The sequence below is a fragment of the Bradyrhizobium acaciae genome, from assembly GCF_020889785.1.
Taxonomy (GTDB): Bacteria; Pseudomonadota; Alphaproteobacteria; order Rhizobiales; family Xanthobacteraceae; genus Bradyrhizobium; species Bradyrhizobium acaciae.
Genome location: NZ_JACMYK010000120.1, coordinates 1 through 21740 on the forward strand (window position 1 = coordinate 1; position 21740 = coordinate 21740).

General features: G+C 65.1%; 23 protein-coding genes. 16 read left to right on the forward strand and 7 right to left on the reverse strand.

Annotated features, from left to right (window positions below; all coding sequences use genetic code 11):
• Positions 1-1549: ATP-dependent helicase HrpB (gene hrpB / locus H8A92_RS31150; RefSeq protein WP_229199268.1), on the reverse strand; the 1549-nt coding region annotated here is incomplete at its 3' end.
• Positions 1550-1766: 217 nt separating this feature from the next.
• Between hrpB and H8A92_RS31155 the strand changes: the two genes are divergently transcribed.
• The 9 genes from H8A92_RS31155 to H8A92_RS31195 all read left to right on the forward strand — a co-directional run bounded on the left by H8A92_RS31155 (position 1767) and on the right by H8A92_RS31195 (position 10287).
• Positions 1767-2858, forward strand: a complete 1092-nt coding sequence (locus tag H8A92_RS31155) for an acyltransferase family protein (protein WP_229199269.1) — start codon at positions 1767-1769, stop codon at positions 2856-2858.
• A 244-nt stretch (positions 2859-3102) separates the two neighbouring features.
• On the forward strand, positions 3103-3714 hold the full coding sequence (locus H8A92_RS31160; RefSeq protein ID WP_163158372.1) for a sigma-70 family RNA polymerase sigma factor: 612 nt from the start codon (positions 3103-3105) through the stop codon (positions 3712-3714).
• A gap of 702 nt (positions 3715-4416) precedes the next feature.
• Positions 4417-5124, forward strand: a complete 708-nt coding sequence (locus tag H8A92_RS31165) for a cytochrome c biogenesis CcdA family protein (protein WP_229199270.1) — start codon at positions 4417-4419, stop codon at positions 5122-5124.
• Between the two features lie 17 nt (positions 5125-5141).
• Positions 5142-5720 carry a thioredoxin family protein gene (locus H8A92_RS31170; protein WP_229199271.1) on the forward strand — a complete coding sequence of 193 codons (579 nt, stop codon included), beginning with the start codon at positions 5142-5144 and terminating at the stop codon, positions 5718-5720.
• A 169-nt stretch (positions 5721-5889) separates the two neighbouring features.
• The gene (locus H8A92_RS31175) at positions 5890-7293 is read left to right on the forward strand and encodes a cytochrome ubiquinol oxidase subunit I (RefSeq protein ID WP_229199272.1); all 1404 of its coding nucleotides are present in this window, start codon (positions 5890-5892) and stop codon (positions 7291-7293) included.
• A complete protein-coding gene (cydB, locus tag H8A92_RS31180; RefSeq protein ID WP_229199273.1) occupies positions 7290-8291 on the forward strand; it encodes a cytochrome d ubiquinol oxidase subunit II in 1002 nt (333 codons plus the stop codon). Before H8A92_RS31175 ends, cydB begins: the two co-directional genes overlap by 4 nt.
• Positions 8291-8419, forward strand: coding sequence for a DUF2474 domain-containing protein (locus H8A92_RS31185; RefSeq protein WP_229199274.1), 129 nt, complete (start codon positions 8291-8293; stop codon positions 8417-8419). The genes cydB and H8A92_RS31185 overlap by 1 nt, the downstream gene beginning before the upstream one ends.
• A gap of 169 nt (positions 8420-8588) precedes the next feature.
• Entirely contained in the window at positions 8589-9182 is a 594-nt protein-coding gene (locus H8A92_RS31190; RefSeq protein WP_229199275.1) for a L,D-transpeptidase, read from the forward strand.
• A 67-nt stretch (positions 9183-9249) separates the two neighbouring features.
• Positions 9250-10287, forward strand: coding sequence for an amino acid ABC transporter substrate-binding protein (locus H8A92_RS31195; RefSeq protein ID WP_229199276.1), 1038 nt, complete (start codon positions 9250-9252; stop codon positions 10285-10287).
• Positions 10288-10651: 364 nt separating this feature from the next.
• On the opposite strand, the gene H8A92_RS31200 is transcribed toward H8A92_RS31195, so the two are convergent.
• Together H8A92_RS31200 and H8A92_RS31205 are read right to left on the reverse strand one after the other, a co-directional pair.
• A complete protein-coding gene (locus H8A92_RS31200) occupies positions 10652-11791 on the reverse strand; it encodes an acyl-CoA dehydrogenase family protein (RefSeq protein ID WP_229199277.1) in 1140 nt (379 codons plus the stop codon).
• Between the two features lie 137 nt (positions 11792-11928).
• Positions 11929-13113 (reverse strand): acyl-CoA dehydrogenase family protein, encoded by a 1185-nt coding sequence (locus tag H8A92_RS31205; protein ID WP_229199278.1) that lies wholly within the window; start codon positions 13111-13113, stop codon positions 11929-11931.
• Between the two features lie 168 nt (positions 13114-13281).
• On the opposite strand from H8A92_RS31205, the gene H8A92_RS31210 reads away from it, so the two are divergent.
• Both H8A92_RS31210 and H8A92_RS31215 read left to right on the forward strand, forming a co-directional pair.
• On the forward strand, positions 13282-13827 hold the full coding sequence (locus H8A92_RS31210; RefSeq protein ID WP_229199279.1) for a carboxymuconolactone decarboxylase family protein: 546 nt from the start codon (positions 13282-13284) through the stop codon (positions 13825-13827).
• A 133-nt stretch (positions 13828-13960) separates the two neighbouring features.
• A complete protein-coding gene (locus H8A92_RS31215; RefSeq protein ID WP_229199280.1) occupies positions 13961-14455 on the forward strand; it encodes a VOC family protein in 495 nt (164 codons plus the stop codon).
• A 94-nt stretch (positions 14456-14549) separates the two neighbouring features.
• Here the strand turns inward: H8A92_RS31215 and H8A92_RS31220 are convergent, their stop codons facing one another.
• From H8A92_RS31220 to H8A92_RS31235, 4 genes are all read right to left on the reverse strand, one after another.
• Complete coding sequence (locus H8A92_RS31220) at positions 14550-15767, reverse strand: MFS transporter (protein WP_229199281.1); 1218 nt, start codon at positions 15765-15767, stop codon at positions 14550-14552.
• Between the two features lie 171 nt (positions 15768-15938).
• Complete coding sequence (locus H8A92_RS31225; RefSeq protein ID WP_229199282.1) at positions 15939-17183, reverse strand: MFS transporter; 1245 nt, start codon at positions 17181-17183, stop codon at positions 15939-15941.
• 283 nt (positions 17184-17466) lie between these two features.
• A complete protein-coding gene (locus H8A92_RS31230; protein ID WP_229199283.1) occupies positions 17467-17964 on the reverse strand; it encodes a type II toxin-antitoxin system HicB family antitoxin in 498 nt (165 codons plus the stop codon).
• A gap of 254 nt (positions 17965-18218) precedes the next feature.
• Positions 18219-18914: a DUF938 domain-containing protein gene (locus tag H8A92_RS31235; RefSeq protein ID WP_229199284.1), complete on the reverse strand. Its 696-nt coding sequence runs from the start codon at positions 18912-18914 to the stop codon at positions 18219-18221.
• Positions 18915-19310: 396 nt separating this feature from the next.
• Between H8A92_RS31235 and soxX the strand changes: the two genes are divergently transcribed.
• The 5 genes from soxX to H8A92_RS31260 are packed head-to-tail and all read left to right on the forward strand — an operon-like array spanning position 19311 to position 21628.
• On the forward strand, positions 19311-19601 hold the full coding sequence (soxX, locus tag H8A92_RS31240; RefSeq protein WP_229187537.1) for a sulfur oxidation c-type cytochrome SoxX: 291 nt from the start codon (positions 19311-19313) through the stop codon (positions 19599-19601).
• Between the two features lie 32 nt (positions 19602-19633).
• Positions 19634-20128: a thiosulfate oxidation carrier protein SoxY gene (gene soxY / locus H8A92_RS31245; protein WP_229199285.1), complete on the forward strand. Its 495-nt coding sequence runs from the start codon at positions 19634-19636 to the stop codon at positions 20126-20128.
• A gap of 23 nt (positions 20129-20151) precedes the next feature.
• The gene (gene soxZ, locus H8A92_RS31250) at positions 20152-20463 is read left to right on the forward strand and encodes a thiosulfate oxidation carrier complex protein SoxZ (protein WP_229199286.1); all 312 of its coding nucleotides are present in this window, start codon (positions 20152-20154) and stop codon (positions 20461-20463) included.
• Positions 20460-21317 carry a sulfur oxidation c-type cytochrome SoxA gene (gene soxA / locus H8A92_RS31255; RefSeq protein ID WP_420831389.1) on the forward strand — a complete coding sequence of 286 codons (858 nt, stop codon included), beginning with the start codon at positions 20460-20462 and terminating at the stop codon, positions 21315-21317. Before soxZ ends, soxA begins: the two co-directional genes overlap by 4 nt.
• A complete protein-coding gene (locus H8A92_RS31260) occupies positions 21314-21628 on the forward strand; it encodes a hypothetical protein (protein WP_229199287.1) in 315 nt (104 codons plus the stop codon). Before soxA ends, H8A92_RS31260 begins: the two co-directional genes overlap by 4 nt.
• The last annotated feature ends 112 nt before the right edge of the window (positions 21629-21740 follow it).

Below are 21740 nucleotides of genomic sequence, written 5' to 3' on the forward strand. Positions count from 1 at the left end.
CCCGTGTGGCCCCCTCTCCCCGCCCCTCCCCCGCAAGGGGGGAAGGAGAAGTAAGAGCGTCCTCGTTGGCCGCCACCTGTTGCGCCCAGCGCGCGGCCATGCTGCGCGCGCTCGATGCCCGCTGCGAGCGGTCGCGGCGGAACTGGTCGAGCCTGACGTCGAGATCGACGCTGTCGCCGCCGAGCCCCCGCTCGGTCAGAACAGCGGCAATCTCGGCCGCCTCCTCGCCCATGCCGAAACGCGCGGAATCCACGATCATGCGCGCCAGCCGCGGCGGCAGCGCCAGCGCGCGCAGGCTCTGGCCTTCCTCGGTGATGCGGCCATCGCCATCGAGCGCGCCGAGCTCCGACAGCAGCGATCTCGCTTCCTTCAGCGCCGGCCCCGGCGGCGGATCGAGGAAGGCGAGGCTCGCGGGATCGCTGACGCCCCATTGCGCGAGGTCGAGCACCAGCGAGGACAGATCGGCGGAGAGGATCTCGGGCGCAGTGTAGGCGGGAAGCGACGCGGTCTGCGGCTCGTCCCAGAGCCGGTAGCAGACGCCGGGCTCGATACGCCCGGCGCGGCCGCGCCGCTGATCGACCGCGGCGCGCGAGGCCCGCACGGTCTCCAGTCGCGTCAGCGCCATATCAGGCTCGTAGCGCGGCACCCGCGCCAGGCCGGAATCGACCACGATGCGCACGCCCTCGATGGTCAGCGAGGTCTCGGCAATCGAAGTCGCCAGCACCACCTTGCGGATGCCCTTGGGCGCCGGTGCGATGGCGCGGTCCTGTACGGCCGCATCGAGCGCGCCGAACAGCGGCACGATCTCGACCGAGGCGTCGTGCACCCGCTCGGCGAGGAAGGTTTGCGTGCGGCGGATCTCGGCCGCGCCCGGCAGGAAGGCGAGCACCGAGCCGGCATCGGCGCGCAGCGCGGTCGCGATCGTCTCGGCCATCTGCCGCTCCAGCGGCGCATCGACCTTGCGGCCGACATAACGGGTCTCGACCGGAAAGGCGCGGCCCTCGCTCTCGACCACAGGCGCATCGCCGAGCAGTTTGGCGACGCGCGCGCCGTCGAGCGTGGCCGACATCACCAGGATGCGCAGATCCTCGCGCAGGCCGGTTTGCGCGTCGCGCGCCAGCGCCAGGCCAAGATCGGCATCGAGCGAGCGCTCGTGGAATTCGTCGAACAACACCGCGGCGACGCCGTGAAGCTCGGGATCGTCGAGTATCTGCCGCGAGAAGATTCCCTCGGTGACGACCTCGATCCGCGTCGCGCGCGACACCTTAGAGCCGAAGCGCACGCGATAGCCGACGGTCTCGCCGGGACGCTCGCCGAGCGTCTTCGCCATCCGCTCGGCGCTGGCGCGCGCGGCGATGCGGCGCGGCTCCAGCACAATGATCTTCTTGTCCTTGGCCCAGGGTGCATCGAGCAGCGCCAGCGGCACGCGCGTGGTCTTGCCGGCGCCAGGCGGCGCCACCAGCACGGCGGCGTTGTGGCTGTCGAGCGTGCGGTCGAGCTCGTCGAGCACGGTGTCGATCGGCAGCGGGCTATCGAATTGGTGCGGCAAGCAATCTCATCGCAGGCCACGGCCCTCGGCCAGCCTTGCGTCCTGTGGTTAACGAGCGTCGGATTCTCTTAGGATTTCCGGGGCTCTTAGACCATTCGCCTGATCGAGGGAACCGGGGAAAGGGCCGGGTTAAGGTGGCACATCCCTTGTACTGATAAAGGAGAAAGCAACCGATCGGGCCGATGATGGGGCCCGACCACACCGAAACAGGACAAGGATGACCACAAACGGCACAACAGCTGCGACAGATCGTTCCCTTGATCGATCACTTGATCGATCACCCGGGAACGCGGCCGCGCGTGTCGACTGGGTCGACTATGCCAAGGGCATCTGCATCATCATGGTCGTCATGATGCACTCGGTGCTGGGGGTCGAGAAGGCCGCCGAGCAGACCGGCTTCATGCATTATGTCGTGATGTTCGCAAAGCCGTTCCGGATGCCGGACTTCTTCCTGATCTCCGGGCTGTTCCTGTCGGTCGTGATCGATCGCGACTGGCGCACCTATCTCGATCGCAAGGTGATGCACTTCGCCTACTTCTACGTGCTGTGGGTGACGATCCAGTTCGGTTTCAAGGCGCCGTCGCTGGCCGCCGAGGCGGGTTGGGCCGAGGCTGGGCGGCAATACCTCGCCTCCTTCGCCCAGCCGTTCGGCACGCTGTGGTTCATCTATATGCTACCGATCTTCTTCGTCGTCACCAAGCTCACCCGCAACGTCCACCCGCTCGTGATCTGGCTGATCGCAGCAGTGTTGGAGTCGGCGCACGTCGCGACCGGCTGGTACGTGATCGACGAGTTCAGCGCCCGCTTCGTCTATTTCTACACCGGCTATGTCCTGGCCGATTACGTGTTCGCGCTGTCGGACCGTGCACGGTCGCGGCCGGCGCTTGCCCTGCTCGGGCTTGGGTTCTGGGCGCTGATCAATGGCGGCCTGGTCGCGCTCGACATCAGTGAATGGCCGATCGTCTCGCTGGCGCTCGGCTTTGCCGGCGCCTGCGCCATCATCGTGTCCGGCACGCTGCTGGCACGTGCGCACTGGCTCGGCTTCCTGCGCTCCTGCGGCGAGCACTCGATCGTGATCTACCTCGCCTTCTTCCTTCCCATGGCCGCGACACGCACAATTCTGCTGCGCTACGACGTCATCCCCGACATCGGCCTGATCTCGCTGATTGTGACCGCGGTCGGCGTCGCCGGCTCGCTCCTGATCTGGCGGCTGGCACTGGCGGTTCGCGCCAATTTCCTGTTCGAGCGGCCCGATGCGTTCTGGATTGCCCCGAAAAAGGCAGCGCCCGCTTTGCAGGCGGCCGAATAGACCCCAACAGTGCCGAAAGTCACGGGCCGGAATCGTTCCCGGCGGGGCTAAGCCGGCCGCTCTAATTTTCCACACGTTGAAATTATTGGATTTTCGGCCCCGAATGTTTCGCCGTCCGGCCGGCGACGAAACAAATCTCCCGGTCACGAAACCATTTTCCGCTCTTCGCGCAGACATCCGGAAACCGGCGGTAACTAGCTTTCTCCCAACGAACCGCCGCCCAACGGCGAACTGGGAGCCTGTCATGCCGAACGTCATCGCCATCAACTCTGCAGCCACGAAGCACATCGATGCTGCTCGCGCGACCTCGGATGAAATGCTGCTCGCGCGTATCGCCAAGAATAACCGCACCTCGATGCACACGCTCTACGCCCGTCACAACGTCCGGGTTTATCGCTTCGTGCTCCGCATGGTGCGCGACACCACAATGGCCGAGGATCTGGTGAGCCAAGTGTTCCTGGACGTCTGGCGGACGGCGGCCCAGTTCGAGGGCCGCTCGCAGGTCTCGACCTGGCTGCTGTCGATCGCCCGCTTCAAGGCACTGACCGCACTGCGCCAGCGCAAGCATGAGGACATCGACCAGGACGACGTGCTGGAGATCGCCGACGGCGCCGACACGCCGGAAACCTCGCTCGATCGCGCAACCACCAGCGAGATCCTGCGTGCCTGCGTGGCCAAGCTGTCGCCGGCACACCGCGAGATCATCAATCTGGTCTACTACCATGAGAAGTCGGTCGAGGAGGCCGGGCAGATCATCGGGATCCCGCAGAGCACGGTGAAGACCCGCATGTTCTATGCCCGCAAGCAGCTCGCCGACCTCCTCCGGGGCGCCGGCGTGGACAGCGTCGCGGCATAAAATATCGTAAATTCAGCAACTTAACGGGGAGATCGAGCGATCCGGGCAATGTCGACGAAGCCGAAAAGGTCAGGCGACGAAACAATTGAAACAATCGACGACATCACCCGGAAAAACCCGATCTCTATACCCATAGCCAACGACGCAACCCCAACCCCAATTCACTGACCCAGTTTCGATACTTCCCTTCGTTCTAACCTCCCAAGTAACCTCCAACGACCCGGCCGGGATGCCCCCCAGCCGGGTCGCTCTGTTTTTGGCGCGACAACTTGCGCCTCAAAATGACTGTCGTCGCACAGTACCCTTGCCGCTCGCTTGCCGGTGCCCGTACGAGCTCTTGCCACCGCGGCGGCCTCACCACGTCCCCAGCAGTCATCACCCGGCTTGACCGGGTGATCCAGTACGCCGCGGCCCTTCGGCTCAAGCACAAGCGCCTCTGGGATACTGGATCGCCCGGTCAAGCCGGGCGATGACACCGATTGGGTGGCGTGAGCGCACCAATTCACCAATTCTAAGAGCAACACTGCCCCCGCCTGCACTCAATCGGATGCGCGAGCCGCGCAGCGCATGACACCGGCCTCACGCTGACGTGACGCTATCGGCGCCCGGACGACCGTAACGGCTCGACCTTCCTCGCGAAGAACATCAGGCATACCCGGCGCGGCCCTCTGGCGTGCCGGGACTTCTGATGGACGGACGACGATGCTCAGCCTTGCCCCTGCCCTTACCCTGGCCCTGCTCGCCGGTGTCGCCACCGTCGCCGCGCCTTGCACCCTGCCGATGCTGCCGATCCTGCTTGGGGTATCGATAGGCCAGACCGGCAAGGCGCGGCCTGCGATGATCGCGCTCGGCTTCGTGATGTCATTCTCTGCGGTGGCATTGCTGCTGAGCGCGATCACGCGCGCATTCGATTTCGATCCCAACCTGCTGCGGACCGGCGCGGCCGTCCTGCTCGCGGGCTTCGGCCTGCTGATGATCTGGCCGGCGCCGTTCGAATGGTTGTCGATTCGGTTAACGGGTGCCGCCGGCAGCCTCGGTCAGGCTGCGCCGTCGCCAAGCCTGTTCGGCGGCTTCGTGCTCGGCTCTACGCTCGGCCTGGTGTGGACGCCGTGTGCCGGACCCGTGCTCGGCTCGATCCTGACCATCGTCGCGACCTCGAAGGATACCGCGTGGGCGGGCCTGCAGCTCGTCACCTACGCGATCGGCGCTGCGATCCCGATGCTCGCGATTGCCTATGGCGGGCAGGCCGTCACCACCCGCGTGCGCAGCATGGCGCGGATCGCGCCGCGCCTGCAGCAAGGCTTCGGCGTCGTGATCATCGGCTTCGCCGCGCTGTCCTACCTGCAATACGACACGCTGATCGTGGCGTGGCTGACCCAGTTCTATCCCAACGGCCAGATCGGCCTGTGAATCCGAAGGAGACTTCAATGCCCGTCCGCTTGCTTGCCGTGTCAGCTCTCGTTGCCGCCCTTGGCCTCGGTGGGGCGGTGATCCCCGGTCTCTGCACCGAATCCGACGCGCCGGCCGTGCCGGTGCCGAGGGCGGTCGCCATGACCACCGGTCAGAGCCAGACCGCGCCCGAATTCACGGGGATCAGTAACTGGTTCAATTCGCAGCCGCTGAAGCTAGCCGACCTGCGCGGCAAGGTCGTGCTGGTGGATTTCTGGACCTATGGCTGCGTCAACTGCGTCAACACGCTGCCGCACGTCACCCAACTTTATTCAAAATACCGGGATCGCGGCCTCGTCGTGATCGGGGTCCACACGCCGGAATTCCCGTTCGAGCATTCGGCCTCCAACGTGCAGGCGGCGCTGAAGCGGCACGGCATCCTCTATCCGGTGGCGCAGGACAACAACTCGCAGACCTGGAACGCCTACGGCAACCAGTATTGGCCGGCGCAATACCTCATCGACCGGAACGGCAAGATCGTCTTCCAGCACGCCGGCGAGGGCCAGTACGACGAGATCGACCGCACCGTCGCCCGGCTGCTCAACGCGAGCAGCTAGCGCATCGCATCATGCGGTTGCTTCCAATCGCATGATGTTCCCCTAGACAATCCGCCCTGTATTGTCGTCACCCCCGCCGTGCTAGGGTCCACGCCGGGGATGACGCGATCCCGAAAGCGTACGCCGCGATCGGATCACGCCCCAGAGCATTGGGAATGGGTGGTGCGTGATGTTCGAAGGCTGGGATGCGGTCGTACTCGCCCGCGCGCAATTCGCTTTCACGATGTCGTTCCACATCGTGTTTCCCGCATTCTCGATCGGGCTTGCGAGCTATCTCGCGGTGCTGGAAGCGCTGTGGCTTGCCACCAAGCGCGAGGTTTACATCAACCTGTTCAACTACTGGCTGAAGATCTTCGCGGTCGCGTTCGGCATGGGCGTGGTCTCGGGCATCGTGATGTCCTACCAGTTCGGCACCAACTGGTCATCCTTTGCCGACAAGACCGGGCCGGTGATCGGCCCGATGATGGCCTATGAGGTCTTGACCGCGTTCTTCCTCGAGGCGGGCTTCCTCGGCGTGATGCTGTTCGGGCTCGAACGCGTCGGCCCCAGGCTCCATTTCGTGGCGACATTGATGGTTGCGATCGGCACGCTGATCTCCGCGTTCTGGATTCTGTCGGCCAATTCCTGGATGCAGACGCCGGCCGGCCATGCCGTCAACGCCGACGGCCAGTTCGTCGCCGCCGACTGGCTCAAGGTGATCTTCAATCCATCGTTCCCCTATCGTCTCGTGCACATGGTGCTGGCGGCCTACCTCACCACCTCCCTGGTGGTCGGTGGGGTCGGCGCCTGGCACCTGTTGCGCGACCAGCATCTGGCTGGAGCGCGCGTGATGTTCTCGATGGCGATGTGGATGGCAACCCTGGTGGCGCCGATCCAGATCCTCGCCGGCGACCAGCACGGCCTCAACACGCTGGAGCATCAGCCGGCCAAGGTGATGGCGATGGAAGGCCACTTCCAGAGCCACAAGGACGGCGCACCGCTGATTCTGTTCGGCTGGCCCGACCAAAAAGACGCCAAGGTGAAATACGCCATCGAAGTGCCGAAACTGTCGTCGCTGGTCCTGAAGCATTCGCTCGACGCACCGCTCGCCGGCCTCGACACCGTGCCGCGCGAAAACTGGCCGCCGGTTCCGATCACCTTCTGGGCGTTCCGCATCATGGTCGGCCTCGGCTTCCTGATCATGGGGCTCGGCCTGTTCAGCCTGCTGATGCGCTGGCGCGGCATGATGTACCAGTCGACGCTGCTGCACCGCTTCGCGGTCCTGATGGGTCCGGCCGGCTTCATCGCGGTGCTCGCAGGCTGGATCACCACGGAGACCGGGCGGCAACCCTTCACCGTCTACGGACTCTTGCGCACGGCGGATTCGGCGTCGCCGCTGGCGGCACCGGCGGTGGGCTCGTCGCTGGTCGCCTTCATCATCGTCTATTTCGCCGTGTTCGTCGCGGGCGTGATCTACATCCTGCGGCTGATGGCGCAGCCGCCGCATCCCGGCGAGCAAGGCCCGTCGACAAAAATCCCCGCCCGCGCGGCCGGCATCACGCCGGCGGCCGGCGCCGTGGAGGGCGCACGATGATCGATCTCACCATCATCTGGGCCTTCATCATCGCCTTTGCCGTGTTCGTCTATGTCGTGATGGACGGCTTCGATCTCGGCCTCGGCATCCTGTTTCCGGTGTTTCCGCAAAAGACCGATCGCGACGTCATCATGAACACGGTGGCGCCGGTGTGGGACGGCAACGAGACCTGGCTGGTGCTCGGCGGCGGCGGCATGATGGCGGCGTTTCCGCTGGCCTATGCGGTGCTGATGCCGGCGCTCTACACGCCGATGATCGCGATGCTGCTCGGCCTCGTGTTCCGCGGCGTCGCGTTCGAATTCCGCTGGCGCACCCAGAAGGCGCGCAACAAATGGGATATTGCCTTCGCGGGCGGCTCGCTGGTCGCGACGCTGGCGCAGGGCATCGCGCTCGGCGCCATCCTGCAGGGCATCCATGTCGAGGGACGCCAATATGCCGGCGGCTGGTGGGATTGGCTGACGCCGTTCAGTGTCCTGACCGGCATTGCGCTGGTGATCGGCTATGCGCTGCTGGGCGCGACCTGGCTGGTGATGAAGACGGAAGGCGCGCTGCGCGACCGCGCCTATCACCTGAGCTGGATGTTGCTGGTCGCGATGCTGTGTGCGATCGGCGCCGTCAGCGTCGCCACGCCGTTCCTGGCCGTGCAGTACACCCAGCGCTGGTTCGCCTGGCCCAACATCATCCTCACCGCGCCGGTGCCGATCGCGGTCGCCGCCGTTACCGCGCTGTTGCTGCGCGCGCTCGGCGACAAGAACGACCACCAGCCGTTCTTCCTGACGCTGGCGCTGTTCGCGCTGTCCTATGCCGGGCTCGGCATCAGCATGTACCCGTACATCGTGCCGCAGAGCATCACGATCTGGCAGGCGGCGGCGCCCGCGAACAGCCAGATCTTCATGCTGGTCGGGGTCTCGATCCTGGTGCCGCTGATCCTCGGCTACACCGCCTGGGCCTATTGGGTGTTCCGCGGCAAGGTACGGCCCGGTCACGGATACCACTGATGACACAACCTCCGAATCAGCGCCCGCTCGGGCAGCGCCTGCTGTGGTTCGCAGCGCTCTGGCTCGGCGGCGTCGGCACGGTGGCGCTGGTGTCGCTCGCGTTGCGACTCTGGATCGCGCCGAAATGAGGCGAATGGCGCGGCGCATCCCGGCGCGCAATGACAAAAAACAGAAGTATTACAGTGATATAGTGTGACGCCCGCCCTAAACTTGCCATCAAGCTGCCGCTGAGATTTGATGCTGCACGTGATTTGGGTGGAGCAACCATTGGCTGCGCGCCAACAAGGAGAGCTTTGCATGACGAAACTTCGTCACCTGGTCTGGATGTTGATCGCCACGGGCGCGCTCGTGCTGTCGACATCGCAGGGCTTTGCCCAGAGCCGCCCGGACGCCGACGAGCCCGGCCTGATCGCCGACGACGGCTACGAGCTCGACCCGGAATGGCAGAAGCAGGTCGTGTACTACCGGACCAATGAGGCGCCGGGCACCATCATCGTCTCCACCGCCGAGCGTCATCTTTACCTCGTGCAGGGCAACGGCCGCGCGCTCCGCTACGGCATCGGCGTCGGCCGCGATGGCTTCCAGTGGCAGGGGCTCGTGACCATCACCCGCAAGGCCGAATGGCCGGATTGGACCCCGCCGCCGGAAATGATCGCCCGCCAGCCCTATCTGCCGCGCTTCATGGCGGGCGGCCCGGGCAATCCGCTCGGGGCTCGCGCGATGTATCTCGGCACCACGGTCTACCGCATCCACGGCACCAACCGACCCGACACCATCGGCACCGCGATCTCCTCCGGCTGCTTCCGCCTGGTCAACGCCGACGTCGCCGATCTCTACAACCGCGTTCCCGTCGGCACCAAGGTGATCATCCGCCAGAAGCCTGAACTCTGATCTCCACGCTCTACCCGCCTTCGATATCCGACCTGTTTTTCCCCCGATCATTCGCGAGAGAGAACCCATGCGTACATTTCGAGGCGGCCTGACGATCGGGCTCGCGGTCGCCGCGCTGGTTGCGGCCGCCGCCGTCACCTATGAGCGTTACGACACCCGCACGCTGAAGCGCACGGTTCGCCGCGGCGACGTGCTGTGCGGCGTCAACAAGGGCCTGCCGGGCTTCTCGATCCCCGACGACAAGGGCAACTGGACCGGCTTCGACGTCGACTTCTGCCGCGCGGTGGCGTCGGCGATCTTCGACGATCCGTCGAAGGCGAAGTTCGTCCCGCTCGACGCCAGCGAGCGCTTCAAGGAATTGCAGAACCGCAAGGTCGACATCCTGTCACGCAACTCCACCTGGAGCATGTCGCGCGAGACCAATTACGACCTCTATTTCCCGGCAGTCGCCTATTATGACGGCCAGGGCTTCATGATTCCGCGCTCGCGTAACATCGATTCCGCGCTCGACCTGAACGGCAGCAAGGTCTGCGTGCAGGCCAACACCACGACCCAGCTCAACCTCACCGACTATTTCCGTGCCAACAACATGAAGTACACGGAGATGAAGTTCGACAAGCTGGACGACGTCGTGAAGGCCTATGATTCCGGCCAGTGCGACACGCTGACCTCGGACGCCTCGCAGCTCTATGCGCTGCGCCTCAACCTCTCCAAGCCGGGCGACCACATGATCCTGGCCGACATCATCTCCAAGGAGCCGCTGGCGCCGGTGGTCCGGTTGCGCGACGACGACTGGATGATGATCGTGAAGTGGACGCTCTACGCCATGATCAACGCCGAAGAGCTCGGGATCACCTCGAAGAACATCGACGAAGCGCTGAAGTCGAAGAAGCCGGAAGTGATGCGGCTGGTCGGCACCGAGGGCTCCTATGGCGAGGATCTCGGCCTGACCAAGGACTGGGCGGTGCGCATCATCAAGCATGTCGGCAATTACGGCGAGGTCTATGACCGCAACGTCGGCGCCGATTCCAAGCTGAAGATTCCGCGCGGCATGAACCAGCTCTGGAACGCCGGCGGCGTCCAGTACGCGCCGCCGATTCGGTGACGGCGCGTAGCGAGGCCGCCGCGGCTACCGCCAAGCTCAGCTGTCATCGCCCGCGAAAGCGGGCGATCCAGTACGCCGCGGCCTCTCGGCTCGACACAACCGTCTCTGGAATACTGGATCGCCCGGTCGAGCCGGGCGATGACAGTGGGTTGTGTGGCGGCGGCGAGGACGCGTTGCCGATCTGCTGACGGTGCGTAGCGAGACCACCGCCGCTACCGCACGCTCAGCTGTCATCGCCCGCGAAAGCGGGCGATCCAGTACGCCGCGGCCTCTCGGCTCGACACAACCGTCTCTGGAATACTGGATCGCCCGGTCATCGAGCCGGGCGATGACAGTTTGTTGCGCGGCGACGACGACGCGACGGCTAGTACCCCTTGCCGCTCGCCAACTGGTCGGTGTGGTAATTGCTGTCGCCGAACAGCTCCTGGCAGACCCGGGCGCGCTTCATGAAGAAGCCGATGTCGAACTGGTCGGTCATACCCATGCCGCCATGCATCTGCACGCCCTCCTGCACGGCAAGCGTGGCAGTGGTGCCGGCGCGCGCTTTTGCCACCGCGACTGCGGTGGCGGCTTTCCCGATGTCCGTATCGAGCGCCTGTAGCGCCTTGAGCACCGCGGCGCGGGTGATCTCGATATCGATGTAGAGCTCCGCGGCACGGTGCTGCAGCGCCTGGAATTCGCCGATCGCCTTGCCGAACTGCTTGCGTTCCTTGAGATAGGCTACGGTACGGCCGAACACCTCGTCGGAGAGGCCGACCATTTCTGACGCGACCGCGCCGCGGCCGATATTGAGCACGCCCTCGAGCAACCCAAGGCCCTGATCGACCTCACCGAGCACGCTGTCGGCATTGACCTCGACATTGTCGAACACGATGCGCGCCGCATTGTGCGAATCGACCATGGCGGTGCGCTCGACCGCGATCCCCCTGGCCTTCGGGTCGACCAGGAACAGCGTCAACCCGTTCTTGTCGCCGGCGCTGCCCGCCGAGCGCGCCGCGACGATCAGGAGGTCGGCGGTGTGGCCATCGACCACAAAGGCCTTGTCGCCCGACAGCTTGAAGCCGTTGCCGGCGCGCGTCGCCTGCAATTTGGTCTGCAGCGGACGATGCTTGGCACCTTCATCGATCGCCAGCGCCGCCAGCAGCGAGCCGTCGGCGATCTTGGGCAGATGCTGCGCCTTCTGCGCCTCGCTGCCGCCGCGCGACAGTGCCGATGCAGCGAGCACCGAGGTCGAAAGGAACGGCGACGGCATCAAGGTGCGGCCGATCTCTTCCATGACGATCCCTGCCTCGACGCAGCCGAGCCCGCTGCCGCCGAACTGGTCCGGCACCAGGAGGCCGGAGAAGCCCATTTCGGCAAAGGTCTTCCAGAGGTCGCGCGAGAAGCCGGTGGCATCCTTGCTGTCGCGCAAGCCGCGCAGATGCGCCACCGGCGCCTTGTCGCTGATGAGACCGCGCGCACTCTCGCGCAGCATGGATTGTTCTTCGGTGAGGACGAGGGCCATGGATGGATCCGATAAATCTGATGTTGTTCGTTCAAGCGAATTTCAAGAGAACGTCATGCCGGGCATCCACGTCTTGTGCCAGCCGCGACAAAGACGTGGATGGCCGGGTCAAGCCCGGCCATGACGGCGGAAAGACTTCACGCCCCCGGCAGATCGAGGATGCGCTTCGCGACGATGCCGAGCATCACCTCCGAGGTGCCGCCCTCGATCGAGTTGGCCTTGGTGCGCAGCCAGGCACGCGGACGGGCGCCGCCCTTGGAGCGGTCACTTTCCCACTCCAGCGCGTCGATGCCGCCGGCCGACATCAGGATCTCGTAGCGCCGCTTGTTGAGCTCGGTGCCGTAATACTTCATCGCCGAGGAGAACGCCGGGTGCGACTGTCCGGCCTTGGCGAGATCGACCGCGCGCTCCGCGGCCGCAGCAAGCGCCGCCTCGTCGACCTCGAAGTTCGCGATCTGGCTGCGCAGCTGCGCATCGTCGAGCTTGCCCTGCGCGTCCGCACCGACCGAGTCGGCCGCGATCTGGCCAAGCGGACGGCCGACGCCGCGCTCGCCCATGCCCGAGATCATCGCGCGCTCGTGCTGCAGCAGGTACTTCGCGACATCCCAGCCACGATTGACGGTGCCCACGACATGCGACTTCGGCACCCGGACATTGTCGAAGAAGGTTTCGCAGAACGGCGAGTAGCCGGAGATCAGCAGGATCGGTTTGGTCGACACACCCTTCGAGGCCATGTCGAACAGGATGAAGCTGATGCCGTCGTGCTTCTTCGCCGCCGGATCGGTGCGGACCAGGCAGAAGATCCAGTCGGCATAGTTGGCGTAGGACGTCCAGATCTTCTGGCCGTTGATGACGTAGTCGTCGCCGTCGCCGACCGCGCGAGTCTGCAGCGAGGCGAGGTCGGAGCCGGCGTTCGGCTCGGAATAACCCTGGCACCAGCGGATCAGGCCCGCGGTGATCTTCGGCAGATGCTCCTTCTTCTGCTCCTCGGTGCCGTATTTCAAAAGCGCCGGTCCGAGCATCGAGATGCCGAACGAGGTCAGCGGCTGGCGCGCACCGATCGCCGCCATCTCCTGGCGGACGATCTTGGCCTCCTCGCCGTCGAGGCCTCCGCCGCCATATTCCTTCGGCCAATGCGGCACGGTCCAACCCTTGTCGCGCATCCGCTCGAACCAGACGCGCTGCGCTTCGGAGGAGAATTTCGTGTTGCGGCCGCCCCAGAAGGTGTCGCCATCCGAGGTTATCGGCTTGCGCATCTCCGGCGGGCAGTTCTGCTCCAGCCAGGCGCGGGTCTCTGCGCGGAATTTCTCGAGGTCAGCCATGGTGCGTTTCCAGTCAAATTCGACGAATTGGATTCGACCTTAGACCTACGGCGCCGCCGAATTCAATATGCCTCGCGGCGGCGCCATGCTCTGGCGTCGCTACTCACCTTGCGCGATCGGGTGTATCGCCGAGACGGGGTAACGATTGAAAAACAAGAGGAAACGGTCATGCGGCTGAAGCTGCTTTCGCCTAGCGAAATGAACGCCGCCCAGAAAGAAACCTACGACGAGTCGATCGCCGGCAAGCGCGGCGCGCCACCGGCGCCGATGATGGCCTGGCTGAACAGCCCCGAGATGGCACGGCATGCCACGCGGCTCGGCGAGGTGCTGCGCTTCGACACGATCTTTCCGCCAAAACTGTCGGAGATCGCGATCCTCGTCACCGCCCGGCACTGGACCGCGCATTACGAATGGTATGCACACAAGCGGCTCGCGCTGAAGGGCGGCCTCGATCCGAAGATCATCGAGGACATCCGCGTGCGCCGGACGCCGACCTTCGACGATCCCAAGGCCAAGGTGATCTACGACGTCGCCAAGGCGCTGCACGAAGGTCACGGCCTGCCGAAGGCACTGTATGACGAGGCGATCGAGGTGCTGAGCCAGCGCGGCCTGGTCGAGGTGATCGGCCTCTGCGGCTACTACACGATGGTGTCGATGACGCTGAACACGTTCGAGTTCCAGCTGCCCGGCGGCGAGCTGTCGGAGCTCTGCTAGACCGGCGGACCGTGGCGCCGTTCGGAAACCCTGCGTTTCCGGATCGGTCGCTCCGCGTTCGGCAAATCCGGACTATATCAACAGCAGAAGCCTTGCCCGTGATGCAGGGCGCTGACCCGAACGGAGCCGGACTATGCCGCAAAATCCTCCCATCATCGCGGGCACGCGGATCGGGCATGTCCACCTCAAGGTCGCCGATCTCGACCGTGCGCTCGGCTTCTATTGCGGCGTGCTCGGCTTCGAGCTGCAGCAGCGCTTGGGCGCGGACGCGGCCTTCATCTCGGCCGGCGGCTATCACCATCACATCGGCCTCAACACCTGGGAGAGCAAGGGCGGCCATCCGCCGCCGCCGGGCACCACCGGCCTGTTTCACACCGCCATTCTCTACCCCACCCGTCCGGCGCTCGCCGACGCGCTGCACCGGGTGCTGTCGGCCGGCATCAAGCTCGACGGCGCCAGCGACCACGGCGTCAGCCAGGCGCTTTACCTGCGCGATCCCGACGAGAACGGCGTCGAGCTCTATTGGGACCGGCCCGAGGCCGAATGGCCGCGCAGCGCCGACGGCAAGCTTTCGATGTTCACGCGGCGGCTGGATCTGGAGGATCTGCTGAAGCAGCGTGCGGCGTAATTCCGTAAGTCGGATAATTCCGGAACGCTTCGCCGCATCCGGCGACAGGTCTTTCCTCCCCTTCCCCATGAAAGGGGAGGTAAGCAGAGCGCGGCTACTTGCCAGCCTTCATCATGATCGTCACCGCCGCGATCAGCTCCAGCCCGATGCAGCCATAGAACGGCAGCGTGTAACCACCCGTGAGATCGTGCAGCAGACCGATCACGCCGGGGCCGAACGCATAGGTGATCTGGTTGATCGCGGTGATCAGGCTGACCAGCACGCCGAACGCGCGTGGATCGAACTCGCGCTGCACGATCAGCGCCGGCAGCGTGATCAGATTGCCGACCGAGAAGCCGAACAGTGCGCAGGCGGCGATCTGCACCACGTCATTGTGCACGTTGATGATGAGGGCGAGCGCGATTGCCTGGCTGACAAAGGACAGCGCCGATGCCAGCCGCTGGTTGAGCCGGTCGATCACGAAGGAGAAGGAGACCCGGCCGACCACGGCCATCGCGGTCAGCAGCGCCATCGCCACGGTTGCGCGCTCGCGGCCAATCACCTGATCGAGATAGGCGATCAGGTGGACGATGAATCCGACCTGGGCGAACAGCACCAGCGCAAACGCGATCGAGACCGAGAGGAAGCGGAGGTCGCGCAGCGCCCGGGCGCGCACCTGGGTCGCCGACGGCGCATCGGCCGCCGCTGACGTGACCGCGTGCAGATGCAGCGGCGGCTGGCCGACGAAGATCAGGATGACCGGCACCATCACCACGACGAGCAGCACCGCCGCCGCGATCATCGCGCCGGAGAAGCCGAAGGCGCCGATCCCCGTCACCAGCAGCGGCACGCCGACGATGCCGCCGAAGCTGGCGCCGTTCAGCGCGAGGCTGATCGCCATGCCGCGCTTCTTGTCGAACCAAAGGCCGAGCGTGTTGGTGATGATGCCGAGGCTGGTACCGGCCCAGCCGAACGCCAGCAGCGCGTCGGCAAGATAGAGCTGCCACGGCTCGCCCACCTCGCCGATCGCAACGGCTGCGACCGCCATCGCGAAGGTGCCGGCGATCAGGCAGCTGCGCGCGCCGAACGCCTTGATCGCCTCGCTGACGAAGGCGACCAGCGCGGCGCCGAACAGATAGAAGAAGGTGGTGCCCGACGAGATCAGCGACGCCGGCCAGCCGTGCAGCCGCTGCAGCTCGGCGACATAGACACTCTGGCCGTAGAAGCCCAGTCCCCAGCCGAAGGTCGCAAGCAGGAAGCAGACGACGACGATGCGCCAGCCTTCGTAACCAAGCGAGGATTCGTCATGCAGCGTGGGCGAGGATGCGTCCATTTCTTGCTCTTGCTTCTCACATCGTCATGGCCGGATTCATCCGTTCCCACGATGTGAGCAGCCTTGCAAGCCGATCATTTCGAAGCCGATCGAAGTGTCAGCAATTGGCAGCAGCATGGTCCGGAAAAGTGCGAAGCGGTTTTCCGAACAGACCGTGCTCAAACAAGATCCCTAGATACTCGGATCCGGGATTTCGTCCACCGTGCGCAATTTCGCGCGCCGCTTGGCGAATGACGCCAGCGACAGCACGGCGAGTCCGAGCAGCACCGGCGGAAACACCACCATGTTGACGGCGTTCCAGCCGTAATGCGCGAGCAGCTGGCCCGATGAGAACGAGCCGATCGCCATCATGCCGAAGACGAGGAAATCGTTGAAGGCCTGCACCTTGTTGCGTTCCTGCGGCCGGTGCGTTTCCAGCACCAGCGCGGAGGCGCCGACGAATGCGAAGTTCCAACCGATCCCGAGCACGAACAGCGTCGCCCAGAAGTGCGGCGCGGTGATCCCTGACAATCCGATCATCGCGGCCACGGCTTCCAGAGCCAGCCCGAGCGCGACGATGGCGGGCGCACCAAAACGGGCGATCAGCGAGCCCGTGAAGAAGCTCGGGCCGTACATCGCCACGATGTGCCACTGGATGCCGAAATTGGAATCGCTGACCGACAGCCCGCACATCTTCATGGCGAGCGGCGCCGAGGTCATCACCAGATTCATCATCGGATAGGCGATCACGCCGCACAGCGCGGCGGCGACGAAGCGCGGCTGTTTGGCGATCTCGAGCAGGGGACGGCCGCCGTGCAGATCCGCCGCCGCGGGCTTCGGCGCGTCGACGCCCGACAGCACCGCCATCGCCACCAGCGCGACCAGCGCCTGCATCACGAAGGAGAACGCGAACAGATAAGGCGGCCAGATGTCCATGGTCCACTGCACGAGCTGCGGCCCGAGCACACCGGCGAACACGCCGCCGGCCATCACCCACGACACCGCCTTGGGCCGGAACGCGACACTGGCGCCGTCGGCCGCCGCAAAGCGATAGGACTGCGCGACGGCGCCGTAGAGCCCGCCGAGGAAGGTCGCGCCGCAGAACAGCCAGAACGATGAATGCAGGATCGCCCAGGCGCCGAGCGCGCCGGTGAGCGTGCCGCAGAAGGTGCCGATGATGAAGGCGACGCGCCGGCCATAGGCGCGCGAGATCGCGCCGGTCGGCAGCGTGCCGGCGGCAAGGCCGAGCACATACATCGAGAGCGGCACGGTGGCGAGCGAAACACTCGGCGCCAGCGTCGCGCCGACGATCGAGCCGGTGGCGAAGATCACGGCCGAATTGGCGCCGGTCAGCGCCTGCGCCGCCGCAAGCCGCCACACATTGCTGCGCGCCCGCGCATCATCGCTTGCTTCGTCCGCAGCTGTCACGTCGATCATCGGCAGTCCCGCCTCGAAGCCCCGGCGGGAGCCTCCAATCGCGCGCACTATGGAGAGCAGGTCGAGGCCGATCAACCGGCGCAAACGGACGTAGGCCATGCGGGAGGCGCACGAGAGCGCACCATTCTCCTGTCGTACGGGTCGGCGCTTAGACCCGTCATCCTGAGGTGCGAGCTCTTGCGAGCCTCGAAGGATGCACGGCCACCAGTCGGGCCATCGACCCTTCGAGACGGCCGCTGCGCGGCCTCCTCAGGGTGACGGTGATAGAACTGAAGAACGGCGTCTACCGCACCGGCTTCTTGCCCGGCCGCTTCTCGGCGCGCAGCGCGCCGGTCTTGTGCACCTTGGAGCGCGGCGCGATCGGGGCGCCGCGCGGATAGCCGCCCGGCCATTCGAGCGCCAGCGAGCTCGCAAAGCCGAAGAAGCTCGAACGGCTCATGCCGAGCCCGGCGGCGCGCTTGTCGATGCGCGCGATCAGGCTCTTCGGCAGATAGACGTTGACGCGCTCGGACGGATCGGGCGGATCGACGCCGACCATGAAGAACGCGGCAACGTCGGAGCCCTTGGGCGGCACGATCCGCTCGATCGGCGTCGGCTCCGGCAGTGCGTGGCCCTGCTCGACCCAGCCGTCGACCGCCTGCGCCAGCGCATGCTCGGCACGCTCGATCGCCTCCTCCTGCGACTTGCCGCCGGCGACGCAGCCGGGAAAGTCCGGAAACCACGCCCCGAACGCGCCGCGCGGCCCGCGCTCCAGCACAGCCGGATAAAGCCGTCTCTTCATTCTGGCCTCCGTCGTTGGAGTATGCTATTTCACACACCTCAGTGTGTCAAATGACACAACACGCGAAAGCTCAGGCGGGCGCGGCAATAGGACTCGAAGAACGGATCGGGCCTCTCGCTGTTGAGCCGGCAATTGCCCAATCTGTAGGATGGGGCGGAGCCAACGGGTCGGCGCAGCGCGCGACCCGATGATAAACTCCGCGATACCCATCCTCTTCGTGCCGCGGCGGGAGAAGCGATGGGTTTCGCTTCGCTCTACCCATCCGTTTGACCAGCATCCTTCCGGACGAACATCAGGATCATGTTGTTGGCCGGCATCTCGAACGTGCCGCCGAGCTTCAGCGCGACACTGTCCGCAAGCGCCTCGAGATCGGCGATATCGCGCACGCCCCATTCAGCGTCGCGCTCACGCAGCGAGGTGTCGAACACGGCATTGCTGAGCGCGGTGTGCTTGCCGCCGCGCTTGAACGGGCCGTAGAGGAACAGCCGGCCGTCGGCACGCAAATGCCTGGAGGCACCGGCGAACAGGCCCTCGGCGACGCGCCACGGCGCGATGTGGATCACATTGGCGCAGAAGATCGCGAGCAGTTTGTCCGGGCCTTTGCCGTCCAGCGGCGCCGGCGACCAGGCCGGATCGGACAGATCGATCGGCTGCGGCGGCTTGATGTTGGCAAGGGCGGCATACGCGCGCCACGCCTCGATGCTGCGCAGATGCGCGGCATGGAGGTCGCTCGGCCACCAGCTGATGTCGGGGGTCCGCTCGGCGAAATAGACGACGTGCTGGCCGGTGCCGCTGCCGGCTTCCAGCACGTCGCCGGATTGACCGGCGAGGTAATTCTCAAGGACCGCCCAGATCGGCTGGTGATTGCGGTGGAATGCCGCCGCATCGAGCCGCCCGTCCGCCTCGACCGGCCTGCCGTCCTTGCCGAACTCCACCACGAACTCCGCCACCGCAATCTCCTGTTATCTAGACCGTGCAGCCAGGACGAGCTGAACGGAACCGACAGAGCGCCGTTGCTCCCTGCCCGTCATTCTGAGGTGCGAGCCTGCGGCGCAATTGCGCCGCTGGGCGGGCCTCGAAGAATGCACGGCCCCGGTCGGGCCGTCGACCCTGGCTCGCTTACGCTCGCACCTCAGGGTGACGGATCTGCTATCGTCCGCGCGGGCCGCTGCTCTGTCATTAACCCCGTCGCAACGCGCCTATTCTCCGTGTTGCCAGCCGATGGCCTTTGTGCTTTCCACTCTTTATATTGCGATGGGATCATCGAGATTGAAGCCCGGGAAACGTCCTTGATCGCCACTTTCTCCAAGCCAGCCTTCGTCCTTGCGCTGCTGGCGGGCACCGCCATGGCCGCGCCCGCGCAGGCGCAATCCGCCGCCGAGGGACAAAAGCTCGCCTTCGACCGCGGCAAGGGCAATTGCCTGACCTGCCATGTCATCAAGGGCGGCGAGCTGCCCGGCAGCATCGGCCCCGAGCTGACCGGCCTCAAGGCGAAGTACAGCCGCGACGAGCTGATCGCGATCGTGACCGATGAGACCAAGCGCAACCCGCAGACCGTGATGCCGCCGTTCGGCCGAAACCGGATTTTGAGCGAGACCGAAATCAACGCGGTGGTGGACTTCCTGCAGACGCTGTGACGCGGCGACATCAGCTTGAGGAGTTTTTTTCGATGAACATCACGACCAGCGAATTTTTCAGGACACGCCGCCTGGTCCTGAAGGGCGCAGGCGTCGCCGCACTGATCGGCCTTGGCGTCGTTCCGTTCGACGTGCCGCAGGCGCTCGCCGCCGCCAACGACAAATATCCGGAAGAAGCGTTCAAGCAGAAGACTGAGGCCGACGCGATCAAGGCGCTCTACGGCAAGACCGCCGAGCCCTCGGACAAGGTCAAGATGGACGCGCCCGAAATCGCCGAGAACGGCGCTGTGGTGCCGATCTCCGCCACCACGACGCTTGCCGACGTCACCTCGATCTCGTTCTTGGTCAGCGAGAACCCGATCTCGCTGATCGCGTCCTACAAGATTCCGGCCGGCACGCTGCCGAGCGTCGCCAACCGCATCAAGATGGCCAAGACCAGCAACGTCACCGTGATCGTCGAGGCCGGCGGCAAGCTCTACAGCGCGCGCAAGGAAATCAAGGTCACCGTGGGCGGCTGCGGCGGCTGAGTTCAATCAAGGGATACAATCAGATGGCATCGAGCATTCGCGTGCGCGCCACCTCAAACGGCGACACCACCGAGGTGCAGGCGCTGATCCAGCATCCGATGGATTCCGGCTTCGTCAAGGACGCCAAGGGCGAGATCATTCCGCCGCATTTCATCCAGCAGCTGACCTTCGAGTATGACGGCAAGCCGGTGTTCGTCGCCGACTGGGGCGGTGGCGTGTCGAAGGACCCGTACGTCAAATTCGCCTTCAAGGGCGGCAAGAAGGGCGGCGACCTGAAGGTCAGCTGGGTCGACAACAAGGGCGCGACCGACACCACCACGGCGAAGATTCAATGATGCGGCGCCTCGCAATCCGCGCAGCGTTTGCAGCGTTTGCACTCGGCATGCTCGCGTGCGTGCCGGCGCGCGCGGCCGAGAGCGTCGACCCCGCCGCCGACAAGGCCGCATTCCAGAAATTCTTCACCTCTAAATTCCCCAAGCTCAAGCTCGAGGATTTCGTCAACGGTCCCTATTCGATGAATGAGGACCTGCACAAGCAGTGGGAAGAGAAGGAGCAGTTCCCGCCCTACGAGTTTTCGCTCGAAGCCGGCAAGGAAATGTTCTCGACGCCGTTCAAGAACGGCAAGACCTATGCCGACTGTTTCCCGAACAAGGGTATCGGCATCCGCCAGAACTATCCCTATTTCGACGAGAAGGAAGGCAAGGTCGTCACGCTCGAGCTCGCGCTCAACCGCTGCCGCGAGGCCAATGGCGAGGCGCCGTTCTCCTATGTGAAGGACGACATGGCGGCGCTGACCGCCTACATGGCCTTCACCTCGCGCGGCAAGGCGATGGATATCAAGATCCCGAACGATCCGCGCGCGCTGGAGGCTTACCAGAAGGGCAAGGAGTATTTCTACACCCGTCGCGGCCAGCTCAATTTCTCCTGCGCCACCTGCCACATCCAAAGCCCGGGCGAGCGGATCCGCGCCGAGGTGCTGGCGCCGGCGCTCGGCATCCTGAACGCGATGCCGATCTACCGCTCGGAATGGAGCGGCATGGGCACGACGAGCCGCCGCTTCACCACCTGCAACAGCCAGATCCGCGGCGTGCCGCTCAATCCGCAGGACGACGAGTACCGCAACCTCGAATATTATTTGTCCTATGTCAGCAACGGCCTGCCGATTTCGGGTCCGGGAGCGCGGCCATGAGCACGGCCATCAGAGCGATCTTCGCCGCATCCGCCCTGCTGCTCGCAACTGCGACCACGGCGCTTGCCGCCTCCGAGGCCGACTACAAGGCGGCCTATGCCGCGGCTGAAGCCGCCAACAAGGAAGCAGGCCTGCTGCGCAATCAGTGGACCACGACAGCCTTGACGCTATCCGCCGCAAAAAAGGCCGGTGAGGCTGGTGATTTCGACACCGCAGTCGCCCAGGCCAAGGAGGCCGAGGCGCTGGCAAAGGCATCGATCTTCCAGGCCACCAGCGAAAAGGAACGCTGGAAGGACATGGAAGTTCGTTGAGACAAAAAAGTTAGGGAAGCACCGGCGAATGGGTTCCCTCCCCCCCTTGCGGGGGAGGGTTAGGGAGAGGGGTAAGCGGCACGGGCGGTGTTCGTGGCTCACCCCTCTCTCC

Bases quoted from the DNA above. Each gene is read 5' to 3' on its own strand.
- H8A92_RS31155 (WP_229199269.1), top strand. From the start codon at position 1,767: ATGACCACAAACGGCACAACAGCTGCGACAGATCGTTCCCTTGATCGA.
- H8A92_RS31160 (WP_163158372.1), top strand. From the start codon at position 3,103: ATGCCGAACGTCATCGCCATCAACTCTGCAGCCACGAAGCACATCGAT.
- H8A92_RS31165 (WP_229199270.1), top strand. From the start codon at position 4,417: ATGCTCAGCCTTGCCCCTGCCCTTACCCTGGCCCTGCTCGCCGGTGTC.
- H8A92_RS31170 (WP_229199271.1), top strand. From the start codon at position 5,142: ATGCCCGTCCGCTTGCTTGCCGTGTCAGCTCTCGTTGCCGCCCTTGGC.
- H8A92_RS31175 (WP_229199272.1), top strand. From the start codon at position 5,890: ATGTTCGAAGGCTGGGATGCGGTCGTACTCGCCCGCGCGCAATTCGCT.
- cydB (WP_229199273.1), top strand. From the start codon at position 7,290: ATGATCGATCTCACCATCATCTGGGCCTTCATCATCGCCTTTGCCGTG.
- H8A92_RS31185 (WP_229199274.1), top strand. From the start codon at position 8,291: ATGACACAACCTCCGAATCAGCGCCCGCTCGGGCAGCGCCTGCTGTGG.
- H8A92_RS31190 (WP_229199275.1), top strand. From the start codon at position 8,589: ATGACGAAACTTCGTCACCTGGTCTGGATGTTGATCGCCACGGGCGCG.
- H8A92_RS31195 (WP_229199276.1), top strand. From the start codon at position 9,250: ATGCGTACATTTCGAGGCGGCCTGACGATCGGGCTCGCGGTCGCCGCG.
- H8A92_RS31200 (WP_229199277.1), bottom strand. From the start codon at position 11,791: ATGGCCCTCGTCCTCACCGAAGAACAATCCATGCTGCGCGAGAGTGCG.
- H8A92_RS31205 (WP_229199278.1), bottom strand. From the start codon at position 13,113: ATGGCTGACCTCGAGAAATTCCGCGCAGAGACCCGCGCCTGGCTGGAG.
- H8A92_RS31210 (WP_229199279.1), top strand. From the start codon at position 13,282: ATGCGGCTGAAGCTGCTTTCGCCTAGCGAAATGAACGCCGCCCAGAAA.
- H8A92_RS31215 (WP_229199280.1), top strand. From the start codon at position 13,961: ATGCCGCAAAATCCTCCCATCATCGCGGGCACGCGGATCGGGCATGTC.
- H8A92_RS31220 (WP_229199281.1), bottom strand. From the start codon at position 15,767: ATGGACGCATCCTCGCCCACGCTGCATGACGAATCCTCGCTTGGTTAC.
- H8A92_RS31225 (WP_229199282.1), bottom strand. From the start codon at position 17,183: ATGATCGACGTGACAGCTGCGGACGAAGCAAGCGATGATGCGCGGGCG.
- H8A92_RS31230 (WP_229199283.1), bottom strand. From the start codon at position 17,964: ATGAAGAGACGGCTTTATCCGGCTGTGCTGGAGCGCGGGCCGCGCGGC.
- soxX (WP_229187537.1), top strand. From the start codon at position 19,311: ATGGCCGCGCCCGCGCAGGCGCAATCCGCCGCCGAGGGACAAAAGCTC.
- soxY (WP_229199285.1), top strand. From the start codon at position 19,634: ATGAACATCACGACCAGCGAATTTTTCAGGACACGCCGCCTGGTCCTG.
- soxZ (WP_229199286.1), top strand. From the start codon at position 20,152: ATGGCATCGAGCATTCGCGTGCGCGCCACCTCAAACGGCGACACCACC.
- soxA (WP_420831389.1), top strand. From the start codon at position 20,460: ATGATGCGGCGCCTCGCAATCCGCGCAGCGTTTGCAGCGTTTGCACTC.
- H8A92_RS31260 (WP_229199287.1), top strand. From the start codon at position 21,314: ATGAGCACGGCCATCAGAGCGATCTTCGCCGCATCCGCCCTGCTGCTC.